The 19,966-nt window shown below is 73.8% G+C and carries 17 protein-coding genes; 4 read left to right on the forward strand and 13 right to left on the reverse strand.

The window, feature by feature from the left end:
• Positions 1-72 precede the first annotated feature (72 nt).
• The 9 genes from ABD208_RS19075 to ABD208_RS19115 all read right to left on the reverse strand — a co-directional run bounded on the left by ABD208_RS19075 (position 73) and on the right by ABD208_RS19115 (position 9,903).
• Positions 73-1,206, reverse strand: coding sequence for a branched-chain amino acid aminotransferase (locus ABD208_RS19075; protein ID WP_344106103.1), 1,134 nt, complete (start codon positions 1,204-1,206; stop codon positions 73-75).
• A 114-nt stretch (positions 1,207-1,320) separates the two neighbouring features.
• Positions 1,321-2,385, reverse strand: a complete 1,065-nt coding sequence (locus ABD208_RS19080) for a 3-isopropylmalate dehydrogenase (protein WP_344106105.1) — start codon at positions 2,383-2,385, stop codon at positions 1,321-1,323.
• Positions 2,386-2,447: 62 nt separating this feature from the next.
• Positions 2,448-3,848, reverse strand: coding sequence for an alkaline phosphatase family protein (locus ABD208_RS19085; RefSeq protein ID WP_344106107.1), 1,401 nt, complete (start codon positions 3,846-3,848; stop codon positions 2,448-2,450).
• Complete coding sequence (gene eboE, locus ABD208_RS19090) at positions 3,845-5,080, reverse strand: metabolite traffic protein EboE (RefSeq protein ID WP_344106109.1); 1,236 nt, start codon at positions 5,078-5,080, stop codon at positions 3,845-3,847. The genes ABD208_RS19085 and eboE overlap by 4 nt, the downstream gene beginning before the upstream one ends.
• Before the next feature lie 9 nt (positions 5,081-5,089).
• Positions 5,090-5,968: a TatD family hydrolase gene (locus ABD208_RS19095; RefSeq protein ID WP_344106111.1), complete on the reverse strand. Its 879-nt coding sequence runs from the start codon at positions 5,966-5,968 to the stop codon at positions 5,090-5,092.
• A gap of 2 nt (positions 5,969-5,970) precedes the next feature.
• Positions 5,971-6,783, reverse strand: a complete 813-nt coding sequence (locus ABD208_RS19100; RefSeq protein ID WP_344106113.1) for an EboA domain-containing protein — start codon at positions 6,781-6,783, stop codon at positions 5,971-5,973.
• A complete protein-coding gene (locus ABD208_RS19105) occupies positions 6,780-7,637 on the reverse strand; it encodes a sugar phosphate isomerase/epimerase family protein (RefSeq protein ID WP_344106115.1) in 858 nt (285 codons plus the stop codon). Before ABD208_RS19105 ends, ABD208_RS19100 begins: the two co-directional genes overlap by 4 nt.
• A complete protein-coding gene (locus ABD208_RS19110; protein WP_344106117.1) occupies positions 7,634-8,644 on the reverse strand; it encodes an SCO3242 family prenyltransferase in 1,011 nt (336 codons plus the stop codon). The genes ABD208_RS19105 and ABD208_RS19110 overlap by 4 nt, the downstream gene beginning before the upstream one ends.
• Positions 8,641-9,903 (reverse strand): inositol-3-phosphate synthase, encoded by a 1,263-nt coding sequence (locus ABD208_RS19115; RefSeq protein WP_344106120.1) that lies wholly within the window; start codon positions 9,901-9,903, stop codon positions 8,641-8,643. Before ABD208_RS19115 ends, ABD208_RS19110 begins: the two co-directional genes overlap by 4 nt.
• 344 nt (positions 9,904-10,247) lie before the next feature.
• Between ABD208_RS19115 and cimA the strand changes: the two genes are divergently transcribed.
• The gene (gene cimA, locus ABD208_RS19120; RefSeq protein ID WP_344106123.1) at positions 10,248-11,954 is read left to right on the forward strand and encodes a citramalate synthase; all 1,707 of its coding nucleotides are present in this window, start codon (positions 10,248-10,250) and stop codon (positions 11,952-11,954) included.
• A gap of 51 nt (positions 11,955-12,005) precedes the next feature.
• Here cimA and ABD208_RS19125 read toward each other — a convergent pair whose 3' ends face one another.
• Both ABD208_RS19125 and ABD208_RS19130 read right to left on the reverse strand, forming a co-directional pair.
• Positions 12,006-12,896, reverse strand: coding sequence for a MurR/RpiR family transcriptional regulator (locus ABD208_RS19125; RefSeq protein ID WP_344106125.1), 891 nt, complete (start codon positions 12,894-12,896; stop codon positions 12,006-12,008).
• 36 nt (positions 12,897-12,932) lie between these two features.
• Positions 12,933-14,096 (reverse strand): N-acetylglucosamine kinase, encoded by a 1,164-nt coding sequence (locus tag ABD208_RS19130; protein ID WP_344106127.1) that lies wholly within the window; start codon positions 14,094-14,096, stop codon positions 12,933-12,935.
• Positions 14,097-14,397: 301 nt separating this feature from the next.
• Between ABD208_RS19130 and murQ the strand changes: the two genes are divergently transcribed.
• Together murQ and ybaK are read left to right on the forward strand one after the other, a co-directional pair.
• Positions 14,398-15,336, forward strand: a complete 939-nt coding sequence (gene murQ / locus ABD208_RS19135) for an N-acetylmuramic acid 6-phosphate etherase (RefSeq protein WP_344106129.1) — start codon at positions 14,398-14,400, stop codon at positions 15,334-15,336.
• Between the two features lie 55 nt (positions 15,337-15,391).
• Positions 15,392-15,883, forward strand: a complete 492-nt coding sequence (gene ybaK, locus ABD208_RS19140) for a Cys-tRNA(Pro) deacylase (RefSeq protein WP_344106131.1) — start codon at positions 15,392-15,394, stop codon at positions 15,881-15,883.
• A 19-nt stretch (positions 15,884-15,902) separates the two neighbouring features.
• On the opposite strand, the gene ABD208_RS19145 is transcribed toward ybaK, so the two are convergent.
• Positions 15,903-16,676, reverse strand: a complete 774-nt coding sequence (locus ABD208_RS19145) for a YggS family pyridoxal phosphate-dependent enzyme (RefSeq protein ID WP_344106133.1) — start codon at positions 16,674-16,676, stop codon at positions 15,903-15,905.
• 134 nt (positions 16,677-16,810) lie between these two features.
• Between ABD208_RS19145 and ABD208_RS19150 the strand changes: the two genes are divergently transcribed.
• Positions 16,811-17,227, forward strand: coding sequence for a YccF domain-containing protein (locus tag ABD208_RS19150; protein WP_344106135.1), 417 nt, complete (start codon positions 16,811-16,813; stop codon positions 17,225-17,227).
• A 34-nt stretch (positions 17,228-17,261) separates the two neighbouring features.
• Here ABD208_RS19150 and ABD208_RS19155 read toward each other — a convergent pair whose 3' ends face one another.
• Entirely contained in the window at positions 17,262-19,946 is a 2,685-nt protein-coding gene (locus ABD208_RS19155; RefSeq protein WP_344106137.1) for a DEAD/DEAH box helicase, read from the reverse strand.
• Positions 19,947-19,966: the final 20 nt, after the last annotated feature.

Consider the following 19,966-nt stretch of genomic DNA (forward strand, 5'->3'; position numbering starts at 1 on the left):
CCTCGTGGTCGGCGTCAGGCGGCGTCAGCCCCCCGCCCGGGAGTTCCTGGGCGGGGGCTGATCAGGAGAAGGTCAGGCCAGGCGGCGCATCCAGCCGTGGCGGTCCTCCGCGCGGCCGTACTGGATGTCGGTCAGCTCGGTGCGGAGCGCCATCGTCAGCTCGCCCGAGCCGCCGTCGCCCACCGTGACGTCGAAGTCCGACGACGCGAACCGCCCGATCGGCGTCACGACCGCCGCCGTGCCGCACGCGAAGAACTCCTTGACCTGCCCGGACGCCAGGCCGTCCACGAGCTCGGCCGCGGGGATGCGCCGCTCGACGACCTCGTGGCCGCGGTCGGCCGCGAGCTGCAGCACCGACCTGCGCGTGATGCCCTCCAGGATGGAGCCGAGCTGCGGCGTGTGCAGCGAGCCGTCCTCCATGACCAGGAAGACGTTCATCCCGCCGAGTTCCTCGAGGTAGGTGCTCGTCGCGCTGTCCAGGAAGCACACCTGGTCGAAGCCCTTGGCCTGGGCCTCCTGCTGCGGCAGCAGGCTGGCCGCGTAGTTGCCGCCGAACTTCGCGTCGCCCGTGCCGCCGGGCGCGCCGGCCCGGTGGTAGGTGTCCGACAGGTAGATCGACACCGGCTTGACGCCGCTGGCGAAGTACGGCCCCACTGGCGAGGCGATGACGAGGTGCTCCACCACGTTCGCCGCCCGCACCCCGAGGAACGCCTCGCTCGCGAACATGAACGGCCGCAGGTACAGCGAGGAGTCCTCGCCGTCCGGCACCCAGTCGAGATCGGTCCGCACGAGCGCGACGAGCGAGGCCAGGAAGTCCTCCTCGGGCAGCGCCGGCAGCGCCAGCCGGTGCGCCGACCGCGCGTACCGCTGCGCGTTCTGCTCGGGCCGGAAACCCCAGACGGAGCCGTCGGCGTGCTTGTACGCCTTCATGCCCTCGAAGATCTCCTGGGCGTAGTGCAGCACGGCGGTGGCCGGGTCGAGCTGCAGCGGGCCGTAGGGCTCGACGCGGCGGTCCGTCCAGCCGTCGGCGGCGCGCCAGGTGACGCGGGCCATGTGGTCGGTGAAGACGGTGCCGAACTTGGGTGCGGCGAGGAGGGCTGCGCGCTCCTGCGCGGGCTTCGGCGCTTCGTTGCGCCGGACCTCGTAGCGGGCCACGAGATCGTCGAGCTCCGCCGGGAGGGTGTGCTGGTGGGACATAGTGGTCATGATCAGAAGCCTTTCACCGGATGAAGTCAGTGTTCCATGCCCGGCCGGTGAAGGGGACCTGTCCTGTGAGGACACACCCTGCGGCCGGGCGACGAGCCCGGCCGTGGGGTTGTGCTACCCCGCGACCCGGGCCGCGATGTCGGCGCCGATCTGCGCCGTGGTGCGTACGGAGGACGTCGTCGCCCGCTCCACGAGGTCCGCGGAGACGGCCGCCTGGACCGCGGCGGACTCCTCCGCGCGGCCCAGGTGGTCCAGCAGCAGCCCGACCGACAGGATCGTCGCGGTGGGGTCGGCCTTGCCGGTCCCCGCGATGTCCGGGGCGGAGCCGTGCACCGGCTCGAACATCGACGGCGCGGTGCGGTCCGGGTTGATGTTGGCGGACGCCGCCAGCCCGATCCCGCCCGTGATCGCCGCGGCCTGGTCCGTGAGGATGTCGCCGAACAGGTTGTCGGTGACGATCACGTCGAACCGGCTCGGGTTCGTCGTCAGGAAGATCGTGGCCGCGTCCACGTGCAGGTAGTCCGTGGTGACGTCCGGGAACTCCGCGTTGACGGCCTCGACCGTGCGGCGCCAGAGGTGGCCGGCGTGCACCAGCACGTTGTGCTTGTGCACGAGCGTGAGGTGCTTGCGCTCGCGCTTCGCGGCGCGCGCGAAGGCGTCGCGCACCACGCGCTCCACGCCGAACGCGGTGTTCACCGATACCTCGGTCGCGATCTCCGCGGGCGTGCCGACGCGCAGCGCGCCGCCGTTGCCGGTGTACGGGCCCTCGGTGCCCTCGCGGACGACGACGAAGTCCACCTCGCCGGGCTCGGCGAGCGGGCTCCTCACGCCCGGGAAGAGCTTGGACGGGCGCAGGTTCACGTAGTGGTCCAGCGTGAAGCGGAGCTTGAGCAGCAGGCCGCGCTCCAGCACGCCGCTCGGGACGGTCGGGTCGCCGATGGCGCCCAGCAGGATCGCGTCGTGCTGCTTGATCCGCCCCAGGTCCTCGTCGGTGAGGGTGTCGCCCGTGGCGTGCCAGCGGCGCGCGCCCAGGTCGAACTCCGTCGTGCCGACCTTGGTGCCGCTCGGCGCCAGCACCGCGTCGAGGACCTTCAGGCCCTGCTCCACGACTTCGGTGCCGATGCCGTCCCCGGCCACGACTGCGAGATTGATCTGCTGGTCCGTACCGTTCTCCGCCATGAAGGGAGCCTAGCGCGAGACTCGCGGGAAATGAGACGCGAGTCTCGCGACGTGGGACGGTTTCACCGGACTCCCTGCAGCTCCAGCACCAGATCCCGCACCGCCGCGGCGGGCACGAGACCGGCGTCGTCGGCGACCTGCCGGGCGACCACGGCGGGCACGTCCGGGTCGGAGCACAGCACCAGCGGGGTGTCGGCGGCCGAGTCCGGCAGCCGCCCGTGCGAGCCGCGCACCCAGGTCGCGTCCAGCGGCGTCGTGCTCATCGCGTACCGCAGGCCGAGCTGCTTGCGCACGAGGTTCAGGCCGGCGCGTGCCTTCGAGAACCGGTCGGCCGGGTCGAAGAACAGCTCCGCCGGGTCGTAGCCGGGCTTGCGGTGGATGTCCACGCCGCGGGCGAACTCCGGGGCCCGGTCGTCCCGCAGCCAGTAGTAGTAGGTGAACCAGGCGTCCGGCTCGGCCACGACCACCAGCTCGCCCGATCGCTCGTGGTCCAGGCCGTAGGCCGCCTGCGCCGCGCGGTCCAGCACCTCGTCCACGCCGGGCTCGTCCCGCAGCAGCGCCGCCACGCGCGGCACGTCCGCCGGGTCCGCCACGTAGACATGCGCCACCTGGTGGTCGGCGACGGCGAACGCCCGCGACGTCCACGGGTCCAGCAGCTCGCGGCCCTGCTGGGCGTACACCTCCAGCAGGCCCTCGCGCCGCAGCAGCCGGTTCAGGTGGACGGGCCGCGACACCGGCCCGATCCCGTACTCCGAGACCGCCACGACCGTCACGCCGTCGGCCTCCGCCTGGTCCAGGAGGGGCGTCAGCGCCACGTCGAGGTCGGCCGCGGCGCGGTCGGCCTCGGGGGACTCGGGGCCGAACCGTTGCAGGTCGTAGTCCAGGTGCGGCACGTACGCCAGGGTCAGGTCGGCCGCGCGGGTGGTGAGCAGGTGCCGGGTGGCCGACACGATCCACCGCGTCGAGTCGATCGACGCCGTCGGCCCCCAGTACCGGAACAGCGGGAAGTCGCCGAACGCGCCGGTCAGCTCGTCGTGCAGCGCGGCCGGGCGGACGTACGCGTCCGGGGACTTGCGCCCGTCCGCGTGGTAGACGGGCCGGGGAGTCACCGTGACCTGCGTGGTCATCCCCATCGCGTACCACCAGCAGACGTTCACGGCGTGGTAGCCGGGTTCGGCCCGGCGGGCCGTCTCCCACAGCTTCTCCCCGCCCACCAGCCGGTTGTGCTGCCGCCAGAGATGGATCTCGCCCAGGTCGCGGAAGTACCAGCCGTTCCCGACGATGCCGTGGTCGCGCGGCGCGAGCCCCGTCAGCATCGTCGACTGCACGGTGCACGTCACCGCGGGCAGCACCGTGCCGAGCCGCGAGGACCAGCCCCCGCGCGCCAGCCGGGTCAGCCGCGGCATGTGCGCCAGGGCGCGTTCGGTCAGCCCGACGACGTCGAGCAGCAGGACCTGCCTCATCCGACGATCTCCTTCTCCCGTGCGTCCGTCAGGTGCTCGCGCGCCCATCGCAGCTCCGCGGCGATGCCCGCCACGAGGCCGTCGTCGTCCCCGCCGGGGCCGCCCGTGCCGCCGGGGCCACCAGGGCCGGTGAGGCCCGGGCCCGCGGCTCCCGCGGGCAGCACCGTCCAGGTGTACGTCTCCACGTCCAGGTGCGCCTCGTCGCCGTGCGGGGTGGCGCGCACCGCGGCGACCGCCTCGCGCAGCACGCCGGTGGTCGCCGCCAGCGGCGGCTCCGGCCGGGCGTGCAGCGGCACGTGGAAGTGCACGCGCCACGGTCCCTCGCCCGGCAGGCCCGGGCGCCCGGGGGCGGTGCCGAGCGCCTCGCCGAGGTCGTCGGCCGCCAGCACGGTGCCCGACGGCGTCCGCTCCCGCACCTGGTGCAGGTACCGCGGTTCGGCGAACCGGGCGACGGCGGCGCGCGACTTCGCCCGTCCCGGCTCGTCCACGTGGAGGGCCGCGGAGGCCTGCACCTTCACGACCCGCAGCCCCGCGTCCGCGATCCGCCGGACGGCGCCGGCCGGGTCCGCGAAGGACACCGCCAGATGGCACGTGTCCAGGCAGACGCCGACGTGCTCCGGGTCGATCCGCCGCTCGGCCGGTCCGGCGGGGTCCGTCCGCGCGGCGAGCCAGCCGACGACGTCGTCCACGGTGTCGAGCACGCAGCCGGGCTCGGGCTCCACGGCGATCCGCACGACCTTCCCGGTCCGGTCGGCCAGGTCCCGCAGGTCACGGGACAGGGTGGCCAGGGCCCGGGCCGACTCGTCGTCGTCGGCGGGCGTCCACGGCGCGCGCCAGGCGAGCGGCAGGGTCGAGATCGACCCGGCGGCGTCGTCGGGCAGGAGTGCGGCGAGCACGCGCGCGCAGGCCTGCGTGTACTGCAGGCGGGCGCGCTCCGCCCAGGTCGGGCGGTAGACGGACCGGCCCACCACCTCGCTGTGGAAGCCGCCGTACGGGAACGCGTTGAGGGTGCGGACCTCGAGGCCGAGGTCCGCGAGGGTGCCGCGCAGCCGGGCGACGTCGGACGCCGACCCGTCGAGCCCGAGCGCGACCCGCGCGGGCAGCCACAGCCCCACGCCGAGCACGTCCAGCCCGGCGGCCTCGCGCACCGGCCCGGCGTACGCGGCCAGCTGGGCGAGCACGCCGTCCAGGTCCTCGGCGGGGTGCACGTTGGTGCAGTAGGACAGATGCATCGTCGCCCCCTAGGCCCGCACGCCGCGCAGCACGGACGAGCCCTCGAACTCCACGCCGGGCGCGGGCGGTGCGCCGGCCACGAACCCCGGCACCGGGTCGAGCACGAGGTTCCCCGACTGCCCGTAGAACGCGGCCGGGTTGCGCCACAGGACCTGGTCGACGTCGTCGTCCGTGAACCCGGCGGCGAGCATCTCGCGGCCCGTGCGGGCCGTCTTCAGCGGGTCGGAGCGGCCCCAGTCGGCGGCGGAGTTCACGATCATCCGCGCGGTGCCGTACTCGCGCAGCAGCGCGACGGTGCGGCGCTCGTCCATCTTGGTGTCCGGGTAGACGGAGAACCCGGCCCACATCCCGGCGTCGTGCACCAGGGCGACCGTGGTCTCGTTGAGGTGGTCCACGAGCACCCGTTCGGGCGGCAGCCCCGACTCGCGCACGACGTCGAGCGTGCGGCGCGTGCCCGCGAGCTTGTCGCGGTGCGGCGTGTGCACCAGGACCGGCAGGTCCGCGTCGCGGGCCATCGCGAGCTGGGCGGCGAACACCTCGTCCTCGGCGGGCGTCATCGAGTCGTAGCCCACCTCGCCGACCGCGACCACGCCGTCCTTGAGCAGGTAGCGCGGGATCTCGGCGAGGACGTCGCGGCAGCGCGGGTCGTTCGCCTCCTTCGGGTTGAGCGCGATCGCGGCGTGGTGCCGGATCCCGAACTGGGCGGCGCGGAACCTCTCCCAGCCCACGAGGGAGTCGAAGTAGTCGGTGAACGAGGCGGCGGACGTGCGGGGCTGCCCGAGCCAGAAGGCGGGCTCGACGACGGCGCGGACGCCCGCGGCGTACATGGCCTCGTAGTCGTCGGTGGTGCGGCTGGTCATGTGGATGTGCGGGTCCAGGATGCGCATGCTCACTCCTTCGTGGTGCGGGGCGCGGGGGAGTTCGTGGTGGTGCTCGTGCCGGCGGGCGGGACCGCCCCGGCGGGCAGCCCGCCGAGCAGCCGGGCGAGGTCGGGCGGGACGTCGCGGCCGGCGGCGCGGCGCTCGGCGGCCAGGTCGCGGGCCATGCGGGCGAGCTCGGCGTCGGCCCGCTCGGCGAGGTGCGCGACGGCGTCCAGCGGCACGCCCAGGAACACGAGCTTCAGCACGGCGTGCCGCCAGGTGTGCGCGTCCAGGTGGCGCCCGCCGAACGGCCCGGCGCCCGCCGCGACGAGGCTGGTGTCGTTCGCGCGCAGGGCGTCCTCGGCGAGCGGGATGCCCGCGGTGACCAGCGGTTCGGGGAGGGTGCCGCGCACGGCGAGCGCGTCGAGGCCGCGGAGCACGCCGCGCCGTTCGGCGGTGTCGCCCTCGTCGTAGAGCGTCGTGAGCAGGGCGGCGAGCTCCGGGGCGGCGATCGCGGACGTGGTGATCTCACCGGTGGCGACCGTCGCGAGCGCGACGACGAGGGCCGCGCGGGCGGCGTCGTCGGCCGTGCCGTGGACGACGCCGGACGGGTCGGCGACGGGGTGCAGCGGCCCGCGCCCGGCGCGGCGCCCGGCGAGCGCGAAGCGGCGGGGGAGCGCCGCCGGATCCGCGGCGACGGCGTCGCGTGCCGCGTCGAGCCAGTCCGGGTCGCGCAGGAACGGGCGCAGCGCCGCGGGATCCAGTGCCAGGGCATGGGCGCGGGCCGGGCCGGGCGGGTCCTGGGCGCGGGAGGCCGCGCCGCCGGTCGGGACGTCGGTCACGGGGAGACCTCCTTCCAGGCCCGGTGCAGGGCCTCGATCGACGCGGTGACCAGGCCGGGCGCGGCATGGGAGTGCCGCGGCAACTCGACGGCGGCGACACCCCGGTAACCGATGTCCGCCAGCGTCGCGAGCGTGGCGGGCAGGTCGAGGTCCCCCTCGCCGAACGGGCGGTGCTCGTGGTGGGTGCGGGGCATGTCGTCGAGCTGCACGTTGCGCAGCACGGGCGCGGCGGCGCGCAGGGCGGCCTCCACGCCGCCGGGTTCGACGACGAGGCAGTGCCCGACGTCGACGGTGAGCCCCAGGCCGGGCGGATCGCCCAGGTCGCGGCGCAACCGCAGCGCGTCCTCGACCGTCTCGACGAGCATCCCGGGCTCCGGCTCCAGCGCCAGCGGCACGCCGCGCGCCGCCGCGTGCTCCAGGAGCACCGGCAGCCTGCCGAGCAGCCGGGCCCGGCCCTCGGCGGGCCGGTCGCCGTCCGTCAGGACGCCCGAGAAGAACGACACGCAGTGCGCGCCGAGCTCGGCCGCCACCTCGATGGCCCGGACCAGATAGCGCATCCGGGGCTCTGCCTCGCGGTCCACGAGGGCGGGCCGGTGCTTGCGCGCCGGGTCCAGGAGGTAGCGGGTGCCGGTCTCGACGACGACCCCGGCCCCGGCGCCGCCGCGCATCGCCGCGAGCCGCGCGACGGCGTCCCGCACGGCGGCCGGCGGCGCCGACAGGGGATCCAGGTGGGGGAAGCCGACGGTCAGCGCGACGGCGTCGTACCCGGCGGCGTCGAGCAGCGCGAGGGCGTCCGGCAGCGGGTGGTCGCCCAGCCCGTTGGTGCCGTAGCCGAGCAGGAACGGCGGCCTCATGTGATGCTCACCTGCCTGCTGCCCCGGGCCCGGCCCCGCAGGCGCAGCAGGTGCCCGGCCGCGGCCACCCCGCCCAGCGCCAGGGCCGTCACCGGGCGGCCGGAGCGCGCGGCCCAGGTCGCCTGCAGGGGGATCATCGCCTGCAGCCCCGCGCGGGTGGCGGAGCGCGCGGCGCCCGCCGTCGGCGCCGCAGCGGCCCGGAGCTGGCCCGGCAGGCAGGAGGCGGCGTACGCGACGGCCGCGAGGGCGGCCGCCGCGCGCGCGGGACGTCCGGCCGCGAGGGCGGTCGCCGCGCGTGCGGCATGCCCGGCCACGGCGGGCGCGGCCCCCGGGCCACCCGTCGCCTCGGCACGCCCGGCGGGCGCGGTCACGACGGGCAGGAGCGCCCCCGCGAGGGTCACGCCCGCGACCGACGCCGCCACGGCCGTCGTCGTCCCCCGGACCTCGCCGCGGGACAGCACCGTGACCGCCGCGGTGTGCGCGGCCACGCCGGACGCGGCCGGGAGGGCCGCGCGGAGGCTGCCGGTCGTGGCGCCGAGCAGCACGTCCAGGCCGCGGCACGCGGCCATCGCGGCCGGGCCGAGCACGGGATGGTGCTTGAGCACCGTGTCGTAGGCCCAGACCCCGGCCGCGATCCCGGAGGCGACGACGGCGCCGCGGCGCCCGGTCGCCAGCCCGGCGGCGGCGATCCCCGCGCCGGTCAGCACGGCTCCCGTGACCAGCGCCGCGCGTGGCGTGACGCGTCCCGACGGAATCGGCCGCTCGGGTCGCTCGACGGCGTCCAGGTCGCGGTCCGCCCAGTCGTTGAGCGCCATCCCGGCCAGGTACAGGCACGACGACGCCGCCGGGAGCAGCAGGAAGCGCGCCCTGCCCGGCCCGCGGGAGACGCCCGGGACGGGCGTCGTCGTCCCGCGGCCCAGGGCCGCCGCCCGCCCGGCGAGCGTGTCGCCGACGACGGTCAGCACGGCCGGGAGCCGGACCAGCTCCGCGAGGTCCGACGGCGTCACCGGGCCGCCTCGTGCGCCGCGCCGCCTCGGGCGCCGTCCGTCGCGCGCACCTTGGCGGCCGTGTCGCGCAGCCAGTCCACCAGCGCGCGATCCTGCGCCGCGGCGTCGTGGACGTCCGAGCCCCACGGATCCTTGAAGAAGAACCCGAGCTCGGGCACGGGACCCGCGAGGCCCGCCGCGTCCGCGAGGGCGAGCAGCCGCGTCAGGTCGAGCACCAGGGGAGCGGCGAGCACGGAGTCGTAGGCGCTCCACGTGGTCTGCAGGGTGAGCCGCGAGCCGAGGAACCCCTCGGCGTGCACGTGGTCCCACGCGACCTTCACCTCGCCGAGGTCGGGCACGTTGTCGATGTGCAGCGGCGTCGTGGCGGTGCCGGTGAGGGCGCGCAGCCCGCGCGACTTGCTGCTCAGCTTCGAGCCGACGGCGTCCGGGTCGGCGAGCGTGGCGCCGTCACCCCCGCCCAGCAGGTTCGCGCCCGCCCAGGACAGGACCCGCAGGTTGCGCGCCGCGAACGCGGGCGCCAGCACGGTCCGCAGCCAGGTCTGGCCGGTCTTGCCGTCCTGCCCCGCGACCGGGACGCCGCGCTCGGCCGCCAGGCGGGCCAGGGCGGGCAGCGCGACGCTCGCGCTCGGCGTGAAGGCGGCGTAGGGCGCGCCCGCGAGGATCGCCGCGTAGCCGTAGAGGGACGACGCCGGCAGCGGGGCCCGGTCCGGGTCCGCGAGCGCGGCGAGGAGCAGCCCGGGGTCGTCGTGCTCCGGGGCCGGCTCGGGCAGCGGCTCGGTCGACGCGACGTCGACGACGACGACCCGCTCCAGGCCGTGGCGCTCGCGGAAGGCGACGATGTCGGCCGCGAGGCGCTCGGCGACGGCCTGGCCGCTGCCCTCCGGGCGGGCGGGGTCGTGACCGGGCCGGACCTCGGCGTCGGCGGCCTCGAGGGCGTCCCGCGTGAGCGTGACCAGGTGGGCGGGGATCATGCGTGCGTCGGCCAGGGCCTCGGCCCGCTTGGGCAGGGGGTGGTGGGACACGTCGTGACCGCCCACGACGATGCCGTCGAAGTCCGGGAGGGCGGCGTGGCCGGGGAGGGCGGCGACGTCGTCGCGCGCGGTGACGCAGCCGGTCGGTGCGGCGTGACCGCCCGCGAGGGCGGCGAGGCCCAGCACGGCGGTCGTGGCCACCGAGCCGCGCGCCCCGATCAGCCAGAGGCCGGTGGTCGGGCGCCCGCTGCGGGCGGAGGTGGTGCTGTCGGCGTCGGCATGCTCCATGGAGTGCTCCCCGGATCGTCGCTGACCGGGGCAGCGCCGCCCCGGCAGGGTCACGCTAGCCGGACTTGTGTCGAAGATCAATCAAAAGTAGCGATCAAATCCGCACAAGAGGCGGGTGAGGTCGGCGGAAGCCGGTGAGCGGCGGCCCGCGCGTCCCATATCCCGGTGGGTCGCTACCGCCCTGCCCCGACCTGTGGCAGCATGGCCCGCATGACACCGTGGATCACCCTGCGCTCGGCGATCATCATTGCCTAGCGCGTCCGGCAGCCACCATGCTGGACGCGCAGACCTTCCGTACCCGGAGGGTCTTTTTTGTTGCCCGTACGGACGGAAGAGACCTACGCATGACCGCCACACCGTTCCACGCCGTCGACGTGCCGTTCCACGCCGGCGTGCCGTTCCATGTCTATGACACGACCCTGCGCGACGGTGCCCAGCAGGAGGGCATGAACTTGTCCGTCACGGACAAGCTCGCCATCGCCGCGCAGCTGGACGAACTCGGGGTCGGTTTCATCGAAGGCGGCTGGCCGGGTGCCGTACCCAAGGACACGGACTTCTTCGCGCGCGCCGCGAAGGAACTCACGCTGCGCAACGCGGTGCTCGCCGCGTTCGGCGCGACGCGCAAGGCCGGGCTGCGCGCCGGCAACGACCCGCAGGTCCGCGCGCTGCTCGACGCCGGGACGCCCGTCGTCACCCTCGTCGCCAAGTCCGACGTGCGCCACGTCGAGCGCGCGCTGCGGACCACCCGCGAGGAGAACCTCGCGATGATCTCCGACACGGTGAGCTTCCTGGCGGGCGAGGGCCGGCGCGTCGTCCTCGACGCGGAGCACTTCTTCGACGGCTACCGGTACGACGCCGCCTACGCCCTGTCGGCCATCCGCGCCGCGCACGACGCGGGCGCCGAGGTGCTGTGCCTCTGCGACACGAACGGCGGCATGATCCCCAGCTGGGTCTCCGGCATCGTCTCGGAGGTGGTGGAGGCGCTGGGCGGCAGCGCCGTCGTCGGGCGGACCGGCGACGACGGGCGCCCGGCCGGGCCGGTCATCGGCATGCACGCCCACAACGACTCGGGCTGCGCCGTGGCCAACACCCTGGCCGCCGTCGAGGCGGGCGCCACCCACATCCAGGGCTGCGTCAACGGCTACGGCGAGCGCACAGGCAACGCCGACCTCATCGCGGTCACGGCCAACCTGCAGCTCAAGCTCGGGATGGACCTCGTGGGCGAGCACGGCCTGCGCGAGGCGACCCGGATCGCCCACGCGATCAGCGAGGTCACCAACATCTCCCCGTTCGCCCGCCAGCCCTACGTGGGCCAGAGCGCCTTCACGCACAAGGCGGGCCTGCACGCCAGCGCGATCCGCGTGGACCCCGACCTGTACCAGCACATGGACCCCAAGGACGTCGGCAACGACATGCGCATGCTGGTCAGCGACATGGCCGGCCGCGCCTCCGTCGAGCTCAAGGGCCGCGAGCTCGGCTTCGACCTCTCGGACCGCAAGGATGTCCTGGCGGCCGTCACCGACCGCGTCAAGCACGACGAGGCCCGCGGTTACACGTACGAGGCCGCGGACGCCTCCTTCGAGCTGGTGCTGCGCGACGAGCTCGGCGAGCTCCCCAGGTACTTCGAGACCCAGTCCTGGCGCACCATCGTCGAGACCGTCCCCGACGGCCACACCCCCGCCGACGTCTACGGCCCGGAGGCGGAGGCCTTCGCCGAGGCCACGGTCAAGATGACGGTCGGCGCCGAGCGCATCGTGGCCACGGGCGAGGGCAACGGCCCGGTGGACGCGCTCGACCGCGCCGTGCGCCAGGCGCTGACCCCGGTCTACCCGGAGCTCGAGCGCTTCGAGCTCATCGACTTCAAGGTCCGCATCCTCGACAACGAGCAGGGCACGGACGCGCGGACCCGGGTCCTGGTGGAGACGTCCGACGGCGAACGCAGCTGGTCCACGGTCGGCGTGGGCCCCAACGTCATCGAGGCCGCCTGGGAAGCCACCACGGGCGCTTACGTCTACGGCCTCATCAAGGCCGGGGTGGCCCCCGCGAGGTGAGCGCGAGCGTGAGGTGGTGCCCGCGACGGCGGGCATCACCTCACGGTCAGGTCAGTCGTTGCGGGAGGTCCGGCCGAACGCCATGCGCTGGCCGGCCACGGCCTCCGCCGTCAGCTTGATCGCTTCCTGGCTCTTGTCGTACGTCCGCTGCGCGACCCGCACGAACAGGAAGTCCACGATGGTCAGCTGCGCGATGCGCGAGGCCATGGCGCCCGCGCGGAACTTCGTCTCCCGGGCCGTCGTGGCGAGCACGAGGTCGGAGACCTTGCCGATCGGCGCGTCCGGGTAGTTCGTGATGGCGGCCGTGATCGCGCCGCGCCCGCGCGCCAGCTCGAGGGCGGTGTTCGTCGCCGTCGTCTGCCCGCTGTGCGAGATGCCGATCGCGACCGAACCCGGGTCGAGGACCGCGGCCGAGGACTGCTGCAGGTCGGCGTCGGGCGAGCAGAACGCGATCCGGCCGATGCGCTGCAGCTTGATCGCGAAGTCCAGCGCGGCGATGTGCGAGGCGCCCACACCGTAGATCGCCAGCTGGGGCGCCACCGCGATCGCCTCGGCGAGCTTGTCGATCACCTCGCGGTCCACCGTGCGGGCGGTGTCCTCGATGGTGCGGGCCTCGTGGAACGCGATCTTGCTGACGACGTCGTCGACGCCGTCGGTCTGCGTGAGCTCGCCCTGGGCGATGCCGGAGCGCTCCAGCTCGAGGTCCCGGCGGCTCGTGGCCTGGGCGAGGTCGATCCGGAACTCCGGGTATCCCGCGTAGCCGATGGCGCGGCAGAACCGCACCACCGTGGCCTGGGAGGTGTCCGCCTCACCGGCGAGCTCGGTGATCGTGGAGGCCACGACCAGGCTCGGGTTCTCCAGCACCGTCTCGGCGACCCGAGCCTCCGCCGGGCGGAGCGTCGGGAGCGAGCGGCGGAGCTTGACGAGCACATCACCGGTCATCGGCGGTATCTCCAGAGGTCGTCGGACCGGGGTTGGTCACGTCATCCCCGGTGTGTTGGGTAGGACGTCCGGCAGTTCGGTGGCGCTGAACTGCGAGGTCGCCATGGAGCTGAACATATCGGCGCCGGCGTCGGAGTGCTCGGTGGTGGTGTGCCGCCCGTCGACCCTGACCGTCAGCCACGGACGGTATCCCACCACAGAGGAGGCGTCGTTGGCGAGCTTTCGCGCCAGGACCTTGGCGCCGTCGAGCGGCGAACCGTCCGACGGCACGAGCCGGACACCCGGGCGTTCCAGCATGAGGTTCTCGTACAGCGACTCCGTCAGCGGCGACGGGCGGTGCGCGAGCCGGCCCGTGATCGACGCGAGCTGCGGGATCTCCGGGCTGAGGGCGGTGGCGAGCGTGGCCGCGAGGTGGCGCCCGGCCTCGGTGAGGATGGTGTTGGCGATCGGGTCGCCGTCCTCCGCGGCCGCCATGACTGCGGGGGCGAACGACGCGAGCTTCGCGGCCCGGTCGTTGCTCATGTACAGCTGGGCGGGCCAGCTCGGCACGGGGCCGAGCTTCTGGACCGCCACGTTCAGCAGCCGCTGGGACCCGCCGCGCGGGCGTCCGTCGTGGGCCGCGGTGGCGGCGCGCAGCGCCTCCGAGCCGACCCAGACCCCGGCACCGAGGTCACCGAGCAGGTGTCCCCAGCCGTCGGCCCGGCGCCAGCGGCCGTTCTGGTCGAAGGAGAAGGCGACGGCGCCCGTGCCGACCGACAGCACGGCTCCCGGGCGGCCGCGGAGGGCGCCCATGTGCGCGGTCAGGGCGTCGCCGGCGACGGCGGTGCGGTTCGTGCGCAGCATCGAGCCCATGACGTCGTGGATCTCGGCCGTGCTGGGAACCACCGAGGTCAGGCCCGTCGCGCCGACTGCGGCGGCGTGCACGACGGGAGGTGACTCGAAGTGGTACTCGGCGTTCTTCACCCAGTAGAGAAAGGTCTCGCACAGGCCCCGGACGACCTGGGCGGCGTTGCTGCCCTCGGGCCCGATCTTGACGGGGTCGCCCTCCAGGGTGAATGAGATCGAATCGCCCGTGCCGGGATGCCGGGCTCCCATGAGCTCGGCGCTCAGACGTGAGCCACTTCCGCCCACGTCCATCGCGACGATCCAGCCGGCGTTGCCGCCCACAGCTGTCCCGTCCCCTCCGGTGTCAGTCTGCACCGATCTATTCTGACATGATCTTTCCCCAAGATAGTGCAAAGAGTCGCGGAAATATTCGCATATTACTGAGGGAAATATCCGGCATGGCGAGACGTGCTAAGGGGCGCGGGATCCGCAGGGCGGCGCGGCTCGCGGGGTATCCGTGTGACAGTTGCCGTGTCACGTTTTCGTAACGGTGGCGACCTCAGGTTGGGGCGTCGCGCGCCGTGAAGGTAATCTTCGCAAGTGGTGGTAAGTCGGGTAACTGCATTTCACGCGGTCCGATGCCGAGCGGAAACTGGTGTGACAGGAGAGGGACCGAGTGATCGCCGATACAGGTTACGAACGGACGGAGTCGATCCCGCCGGTGCGGGTGTCCTCACCCACGGAGGAGCGCAACCCGCGCACGCGTGACATCGACCTCGTCTCCACGCCCGAGCTCGTCGCGATGATCTCCGACGAGGACGCGCGCATCGTCGACGCGGTGCGGGCGCAGCACCCGCAGATCGTCGCCGCGATCGACCTCGCCGTCGACGCGATCCTCGCCGGGGGCCGCGTGCACTACGCCGGGGCCGGGACGTCGGGCCGGATGGCCTTCATGGACGCCGCCGAGCTGCTGCCGACCTTCGGCGTCGGCGAGGAGATGTTCGTCGCGCACATCGCGGGCGGCGCCGGCGCGTTCGCGCGTTCGGTCGAGGGCGCCGAGGACGACGTCGCCGCCGGGCGCGCGGTCCTCGAGGGCGGCTCCCGGCACGACGTCGTCGTCGGCATCGCCGCGAGCGGGCGCACGCCCTACGTGCGGGGCGCGTTCGAGGCCGCGCGCGAGCTCGGCGCGGCCACCGTGCTGATCGCGTCGAACCCGGTCGCGCCGCTCGCGGCGCTGGCCGACGTCGCCGTCCTCGTGGACACCGGGCCCGAGGCGATCACGGGCTCCACCCGGATGAAGGCCGGGACGGCGCAGAAGCTCGTGCTGAACACGCTGTCGACGGCGGTCATGGTGCGCCTCGGCAAGACCTACTCGAACTTCATGGTCGAGGTGGTCGCCACGAACGAGAAGCTCCGCGGACGGCTGGTGCGGCTGCTGGAGCAGGCGACCGGCCACGAGACCGAGAAGTGCGAGCGGGCGCTGCGCGAGGTCGGCGGCGACCTGCGGGTCGCGCTGGTGACGCTGCTGGTGGGCGTGGACGCGACGGCCGCTCGCGCCGCGCTGGAGGCCCCGGGGGTGCGCGGGGTACGAGGGGCCCTGGACCACCTGCGCTGAGCTGCCGGGCGGTCCGGGCATCGCTCCCGGTCGCGGCAGCGGGGAGAATGCGGTCGTGGCGAAGAAGAAGAGTGGTGGCGCGACGCCCGCCGTCGTCGTCCTGGAGAAGGCGGCCGTCGCGCACACCCTGCACGCGTACGAGCACGACCCCGCGCGGGAGGATTTCGGCACCGAGGCCGTCGACGCGCTGGGGCTGCCCGCCGAGCGGGTGTTCAAGACGCTCCTGGCGGACGTCGACGGCGCCCTGGCCGTCGCGGTGGTCCCGGTGGACCGGATGCTGGACCTCAAGGCGCTCGCGCGGGCGGTCGGCGCGAAGAAGGCCGCGATGGCCGACGTCGCGCGCGCGGAGCGCGCGACCGGGTACGTGGCGGGCGGCATCTCGCCGCTCGGGCAGAAGCAGCGGCACGTGACGGTGCTCGACGAGTCGGCCACGGCGTTCGACGTCGTCTACGTCTCGGGCGGACGCCGCGGGCTGGACATCGGGCTCGCGCCGGCGGACCTGCTGCGGCTGACGAACGGCACGGCCGCGGCGATCGCGCGCGGCTGAAAGAAGTGGGTCGCCCAGGTCAGGGTGTGGGGCGCGCGCCGAAGATCGCGGTGCCGACGCGCACGATGGTGGCGCCCTCGGCGATCGCGAGGTCCAGGTCCGCGGACATGCCCATCGACAGCTCGCGGGCGTCCGCCGTGCCCGGGGCGCCGGAGGCCAGCACCTCGTCGCGGATCTCGCGCAGGCGCGCGAAACCGGCGCGGATCGCGGCGTCGCCGGCCCGCTCGCCGTGGGGCGTCAGGCGCGCGCCGATCGTCATGAAGCCGGTCAGGCGCAGGCCCGGGAGGGCGGCGACGTCGCGCGCGAGCGCGCCGGCGGCCTCCGGCACGACGCCGGACTTCGACTCCTCGCCCGACACGTTGACCTGCACCATCACGTCGAGCGGGGCGTCGTCGCCCGTGCGGCGGGCGGAGAGCGCCTCGGCCAGCCGGAGGTCGTCGACGGTCTCGATGCCGGTCACTGTCGGCAGCATCTGGTTGATCTTGTTGCGCTGCAGGTGCCCGATCATGTGCACCTCCAGCACCCCGGCGGCGACCCGGCCCGCCAGGTCGGGCGCCTTCGCGACGAGCTCCTGGACCCGGTTCTCGCCGATCAGGCCGACGCCCGCGTCGACGGCGGCGAGGACGGCGCCGGCCTCCTGGGTCTTGGTCGCGACCAGCAGCCGGACGTCGCCGGGCGCACGGCCCGCCGCGCGGGCGGCGTCGGCGACCCGGGAACGGACCGCGGCGACGCGGTCCGCGATGCGTCCCGCGTCGGGACCGGCAGGGCTGTCCGGGGCGGTGGAGGTCGGCACGCCCCGAGTCTACGGACGACGACGCCGCCGGGCGGGTGCCCGTTCACACCGGGGACGGATCAGGGGAGATCCGGGACAGGACCAGGGCGATACCCGGTTATGTGCCCCGGACGAAGTGCGACAGAATCGGCGGCATGCTTCGGACGCTGCTGAACATCATCTGGCTCATCTTCGCGGGCCTCGGGCTCTTCCTCGGGTACATGCTCGCGGGGATCATCTGCTGCATCCTGATCGTCACGATCCCCTTCGGCATCGCGTCCTTCCGGATCGCCGTCTACTCGCTGTGGCCGTTCGGCCGGGCGGTCGTGGACCGCAAGCAGTCCGGCGTCGGCGAGGTGATGTCGCTCGTGGGCAACATCATCTGGGTGATCGTGGCCGGCTGGTGGCTCGCGCTCGGGCACATCGTCACCGCGATCCCGCTGTTCGTCTCGATCATCGGCATCCCGATGGGCTGGGCGAACCTCAAGCTCATCCCCGTCTCGCTGATGCCGCTCGGCAAGGAGATCGTCGAGAGCGACGCGATCCTGCCCACCTACCAGCGCTCGGCCTGACGGCGCCGGCCCCGGCGGCGGGCCGCCGCCGGGGTCAGACCGGCCCGACGTCGAGGCCGCGGAGCACGACCTGCCCCGCCTCGTCGCTGGCGGCCAGGTCGACCACCGCGGTGATCGCCCAGTCGTGGTCGCCGTCGGCGTCGTCGATCACCTGACGCACCCACCACATGCCCTCGAAGACCTTGCCGGTCTCGGTCGTGAGGCCGCCGTCGGGGATCTCGGCGCCCGGTTCCAGGATGGTGACCAGCGACGACGCGCGCGCGGCCGGGCCGATGCCGATGGCGTCGTCGCCCTGCTCGTCGAACAGGTCGTCCAGGGCGTCGCCCCAGTCGTCCGCGGTCCAGCCGAGGGTGCCGTCCAGCTTGCCGAGCTCCTCGTACGCCTCGCGGGCCGCGAGCTCGACGCGGCGGAACATCGCGTTGCGGACCAGGCGGCGGAAGGAGCGCGGGTTGCCCGTGACGGGGCGGGCGGGTGCCTCGGCCCCCGCCTCCGCGAGCTCCCCGTCGACGACGAGGTCGGCGTCGTCGTCCACCGGATTCTGCAGCCGCTCCCACTCGTCCAGCAGCGACGAGTCGACGTTCCGCACCAGCTCGCCGAGCCACTCGATGATCTCGTGCACGTCCTCCGTGCGGTGCTCCTCGGGGACCACCTGGCGCACGGCGCGGAACGCGTCGGCGAGGTACCGCAGCACCACGCCCTCGGTGCGCTCCAGCCCGTAGGCGCTGACCAGCTCGCCGAACGTCATCGCCTTCTCGAGCATGTCGCGCACCACCGACTTGCAGGACAGCTCGGCGTCGGCGACCCACGGATTGGTCTGCTTGTACGTCGCGAACGCCGGGGCGAGCAGGTCCTCCAGCGGCTTGGGCCAGGTGACCTCCTCCAGCAGCTCCATGCGCTCGTCGTACTCGATGCCCTCGGCCTTCATCGCCCCGATGGCCTCGCCGCGCGCGGTCTTCTGCTGGCCGAACAGCACCTGGCGCGGGTCGTCGAGGGTGGCCTCGATGACGGAGACGACGTCGAGCGCGTGCGTGGGGCTCTCGACGTCCAGCAGGTCCATCGCCGCCAGCGCGAACGGGGACAGCGTCTGGTTGAGCGCGAAGTCGCGCGGCAGGTCCACCGTGAGCCGGGCGCTCGGGCGGTAGCCGGACGGCCGCGACGGGTCCGGCACGCGCACGCGTTCGACGACGCCGGCCTGGCGCAGGCTGCGGTAGATGCGGAACGCCTGGCGCACGTGGTTCGCCTGCGTGGCCTCCGTGTCGTGGTTCGCCGTGAGCAGGTGGCGCAGGGCCGCGATCGGGTCGCCGCCGGGCCGCGCGAGGACGTTCAGCACCATCGCGTGCGAGACGGTGAAGTTGGAGGTGAGCGGCTCGGGATCGGCGTCGCGCAGACGCTCGAACGTGGAGTCGGTCCAGTTGACCGCGCCCGTGGGGGCCTTCTTGCGGACGATCTTCTTCTTTTTCTTCGGGTCGTCGCCCGCCTTGAGCACCGCCTTGCGGTTCTCGATGACGTGCTCGGGCGCCATGACGAGCACCTCGCCGAGCGTGTCGTAGCCGGCGCGACCGGCCCGCCCGGCGATCTGGTGGAACTCGCGTGCGGTGAGGTGGCGCATGCGCTCGCCGTCGAACTTCACGAGGCTGGTCATCAGAACCGTGCGGATCGGCACGTTGATGCCGACGCCGAGGGTGTCCGTGCCGCACACGACCTTCAGCAGGCCCTTCTGCGTGAGGCGTTCGACCAGGCGCCGGTACTTGGGGAGCATGCCCGCGTGGTGCACGCCGATCCCCGCGCGCAGGAACTTGCCGAGGATCTTGCCGAAGCCGGTGGAGAACCGGAAGTTGCCGATCTCCCCGGCGATGGCGTCCTTCTCGTCCTTGCCCGCGATCTTCATCGACAGCAGGGCCTGCGCCCGGTCGACGGCGTCCTTCTGCGTGAAGTGCACGACGTACACCGGCGCGCGGTGGGTGGTGACCAGTTCCTCGATCGTGTCCGTGAGGGGTTCCAGGACGTAGCTGAACGTGAGGGGGACCGGGCGCTCCGCGCCCGTGACCTCGGCGACGTCCCGGCCGCTGCGCTCGCCCAGGTCCTCGCGCAGCTTGGTGGTGTCGCCCAGCGTCGCGGACATGAGGACGAACTGCGTGCCCGGCAGCTCCAGCAGCGGGACCTGCCAGGCCCAGCCGCGCTGCGAGTCGCCGTAGTAGTGGAACTCGTCCATGACGACCTGGGAGATCGCGTCCTCGCCCGCGAGCGGCGAGCCGTCGCCCCGGGTCTGGCGCAGCGCGAGGTTGGCCAGGATCTCCGCCGTGCAGCAGATGATCGGGGCGTCCGGGTTGACCGCGGAGTCGCCGGTCATCATGCCGACGTTCTTCGAGCCGAACGCCGCGACCAGGTCGAAGAACTTCTCGCTCACCAGGGCCTTCAGCGGGGCCGTGTAGTAGGTCCGGCCGCCCCTCCCGGAGCGGTGCGCCGCCAGCGCCGCGAACTGCGCGCCCATCGCGACCATCGACTTCCCCGACCCGGTGGGGGTGGCGAGGATGACGTGCGAGCCCGTCATGATCTCCAGGAGGGCCTCCTCCTGGTGGGGGTAGAGCGGCCGTCCGCCGTCGGACGCCCACGCGGAGAAGTTCTCGAACAGCACGTCGGGGTCGGGCGCCTTGCCCGTCGGGGCCGGGATGTGGGGGAGCAGGGTTCCTGCGGGGCGCGGCGTCGTCGTGGTCGTCATGATGACTGCATTGTCGCAGG

This window comes from Myceligenerans crystallogenes (assembly GCF_039529775.1).
Taxonomy (GTDB): domain Bacteria; phylum Actinomycetota; class Actinomycetes; order Actinomycetales; family Cellulomonadaceae; genus Myceligenerans; species Myceligenerans crystallogenes.

Bases quoted from the DNA above. Each gene is read 5' to 3' on its own strand.
- ABD208_RS19075 (WP_344106103.1), bottom strand. From the start codon at position 1,206: ATGACCACTATGTCCCACCAGCACACCCTCCCGGCGGAGCTCGACGAT.
- ABD208_RS19080 (WP_344106105.1), bottom strand. From the start codon at position 2,385: ATGGCGGAGAACGGTACGGACCAGCAGATCAATCTCGCAGTCGTGGCC.
- ABD208_RS19085 (WP_344106107.1), bottom strand. From the start codon at position 3,848: ATGAGGCAGGTCCTGCTGCTCGACGTCGTCGGGCTGACCGAACGCGCC.
- eboE (WP_344106109.1), bottom strand. From the start codon at position 5,080: ATGCATCTGTCCTACTGCACCAACGTGCACCCCGCCGAGGACCTGGAC.
- ABD208_RS19095 (WP_344106111.1), bottom strand. From the start codon at position 5,968: ATGCGCATCCTGGACCCGCACATCCACATGACCAGCCGCACCACCGAC.
- ABD208_RS19105 (WP_344106115.1), bottom strand. From the start codon at position 7,637: ATGAGGCCGCCGTTCCTGCTCGGCTACGGCACCAACGGGCTGGGCGAC.
- ABD208_RS19115 (WP_344106120.1), bottom strand. From the start codon at position 9,903: ATGGAGCATGCCGACGCCGACAGCACCACCTCCGCCCGCAGCGGGCGC.
- cimA (WP_344106123.1), top strand. From the start codon at position 10,248: ATGACCGCCACACCGTTCCACGCCGTCGACGTGCCGTTCCACGCCGGC.
- ABD208_RS19125 (WP_344106125.1), bottom strand. From the start codon at position 12,896: ATGACCGGTGATGTGCTCGTCAAGCTCCGCCGCTCGCTCCCGACGCTC.
- ABD208_RS19150 (WP_344106135.1), top strand. From the start codon at position 16,811: ATGCTTCGGACGCTGCTGAACATCATCTGGCTCATCTTCGCGGGCCTC.
- ABD208_RS19155 (WP_344106137.1), bottom strand. From the start codon at position 19,946: ATGACGACCACGACGACGCCGCGCCCCGCAGGAACCCTGCTCCCCCAC.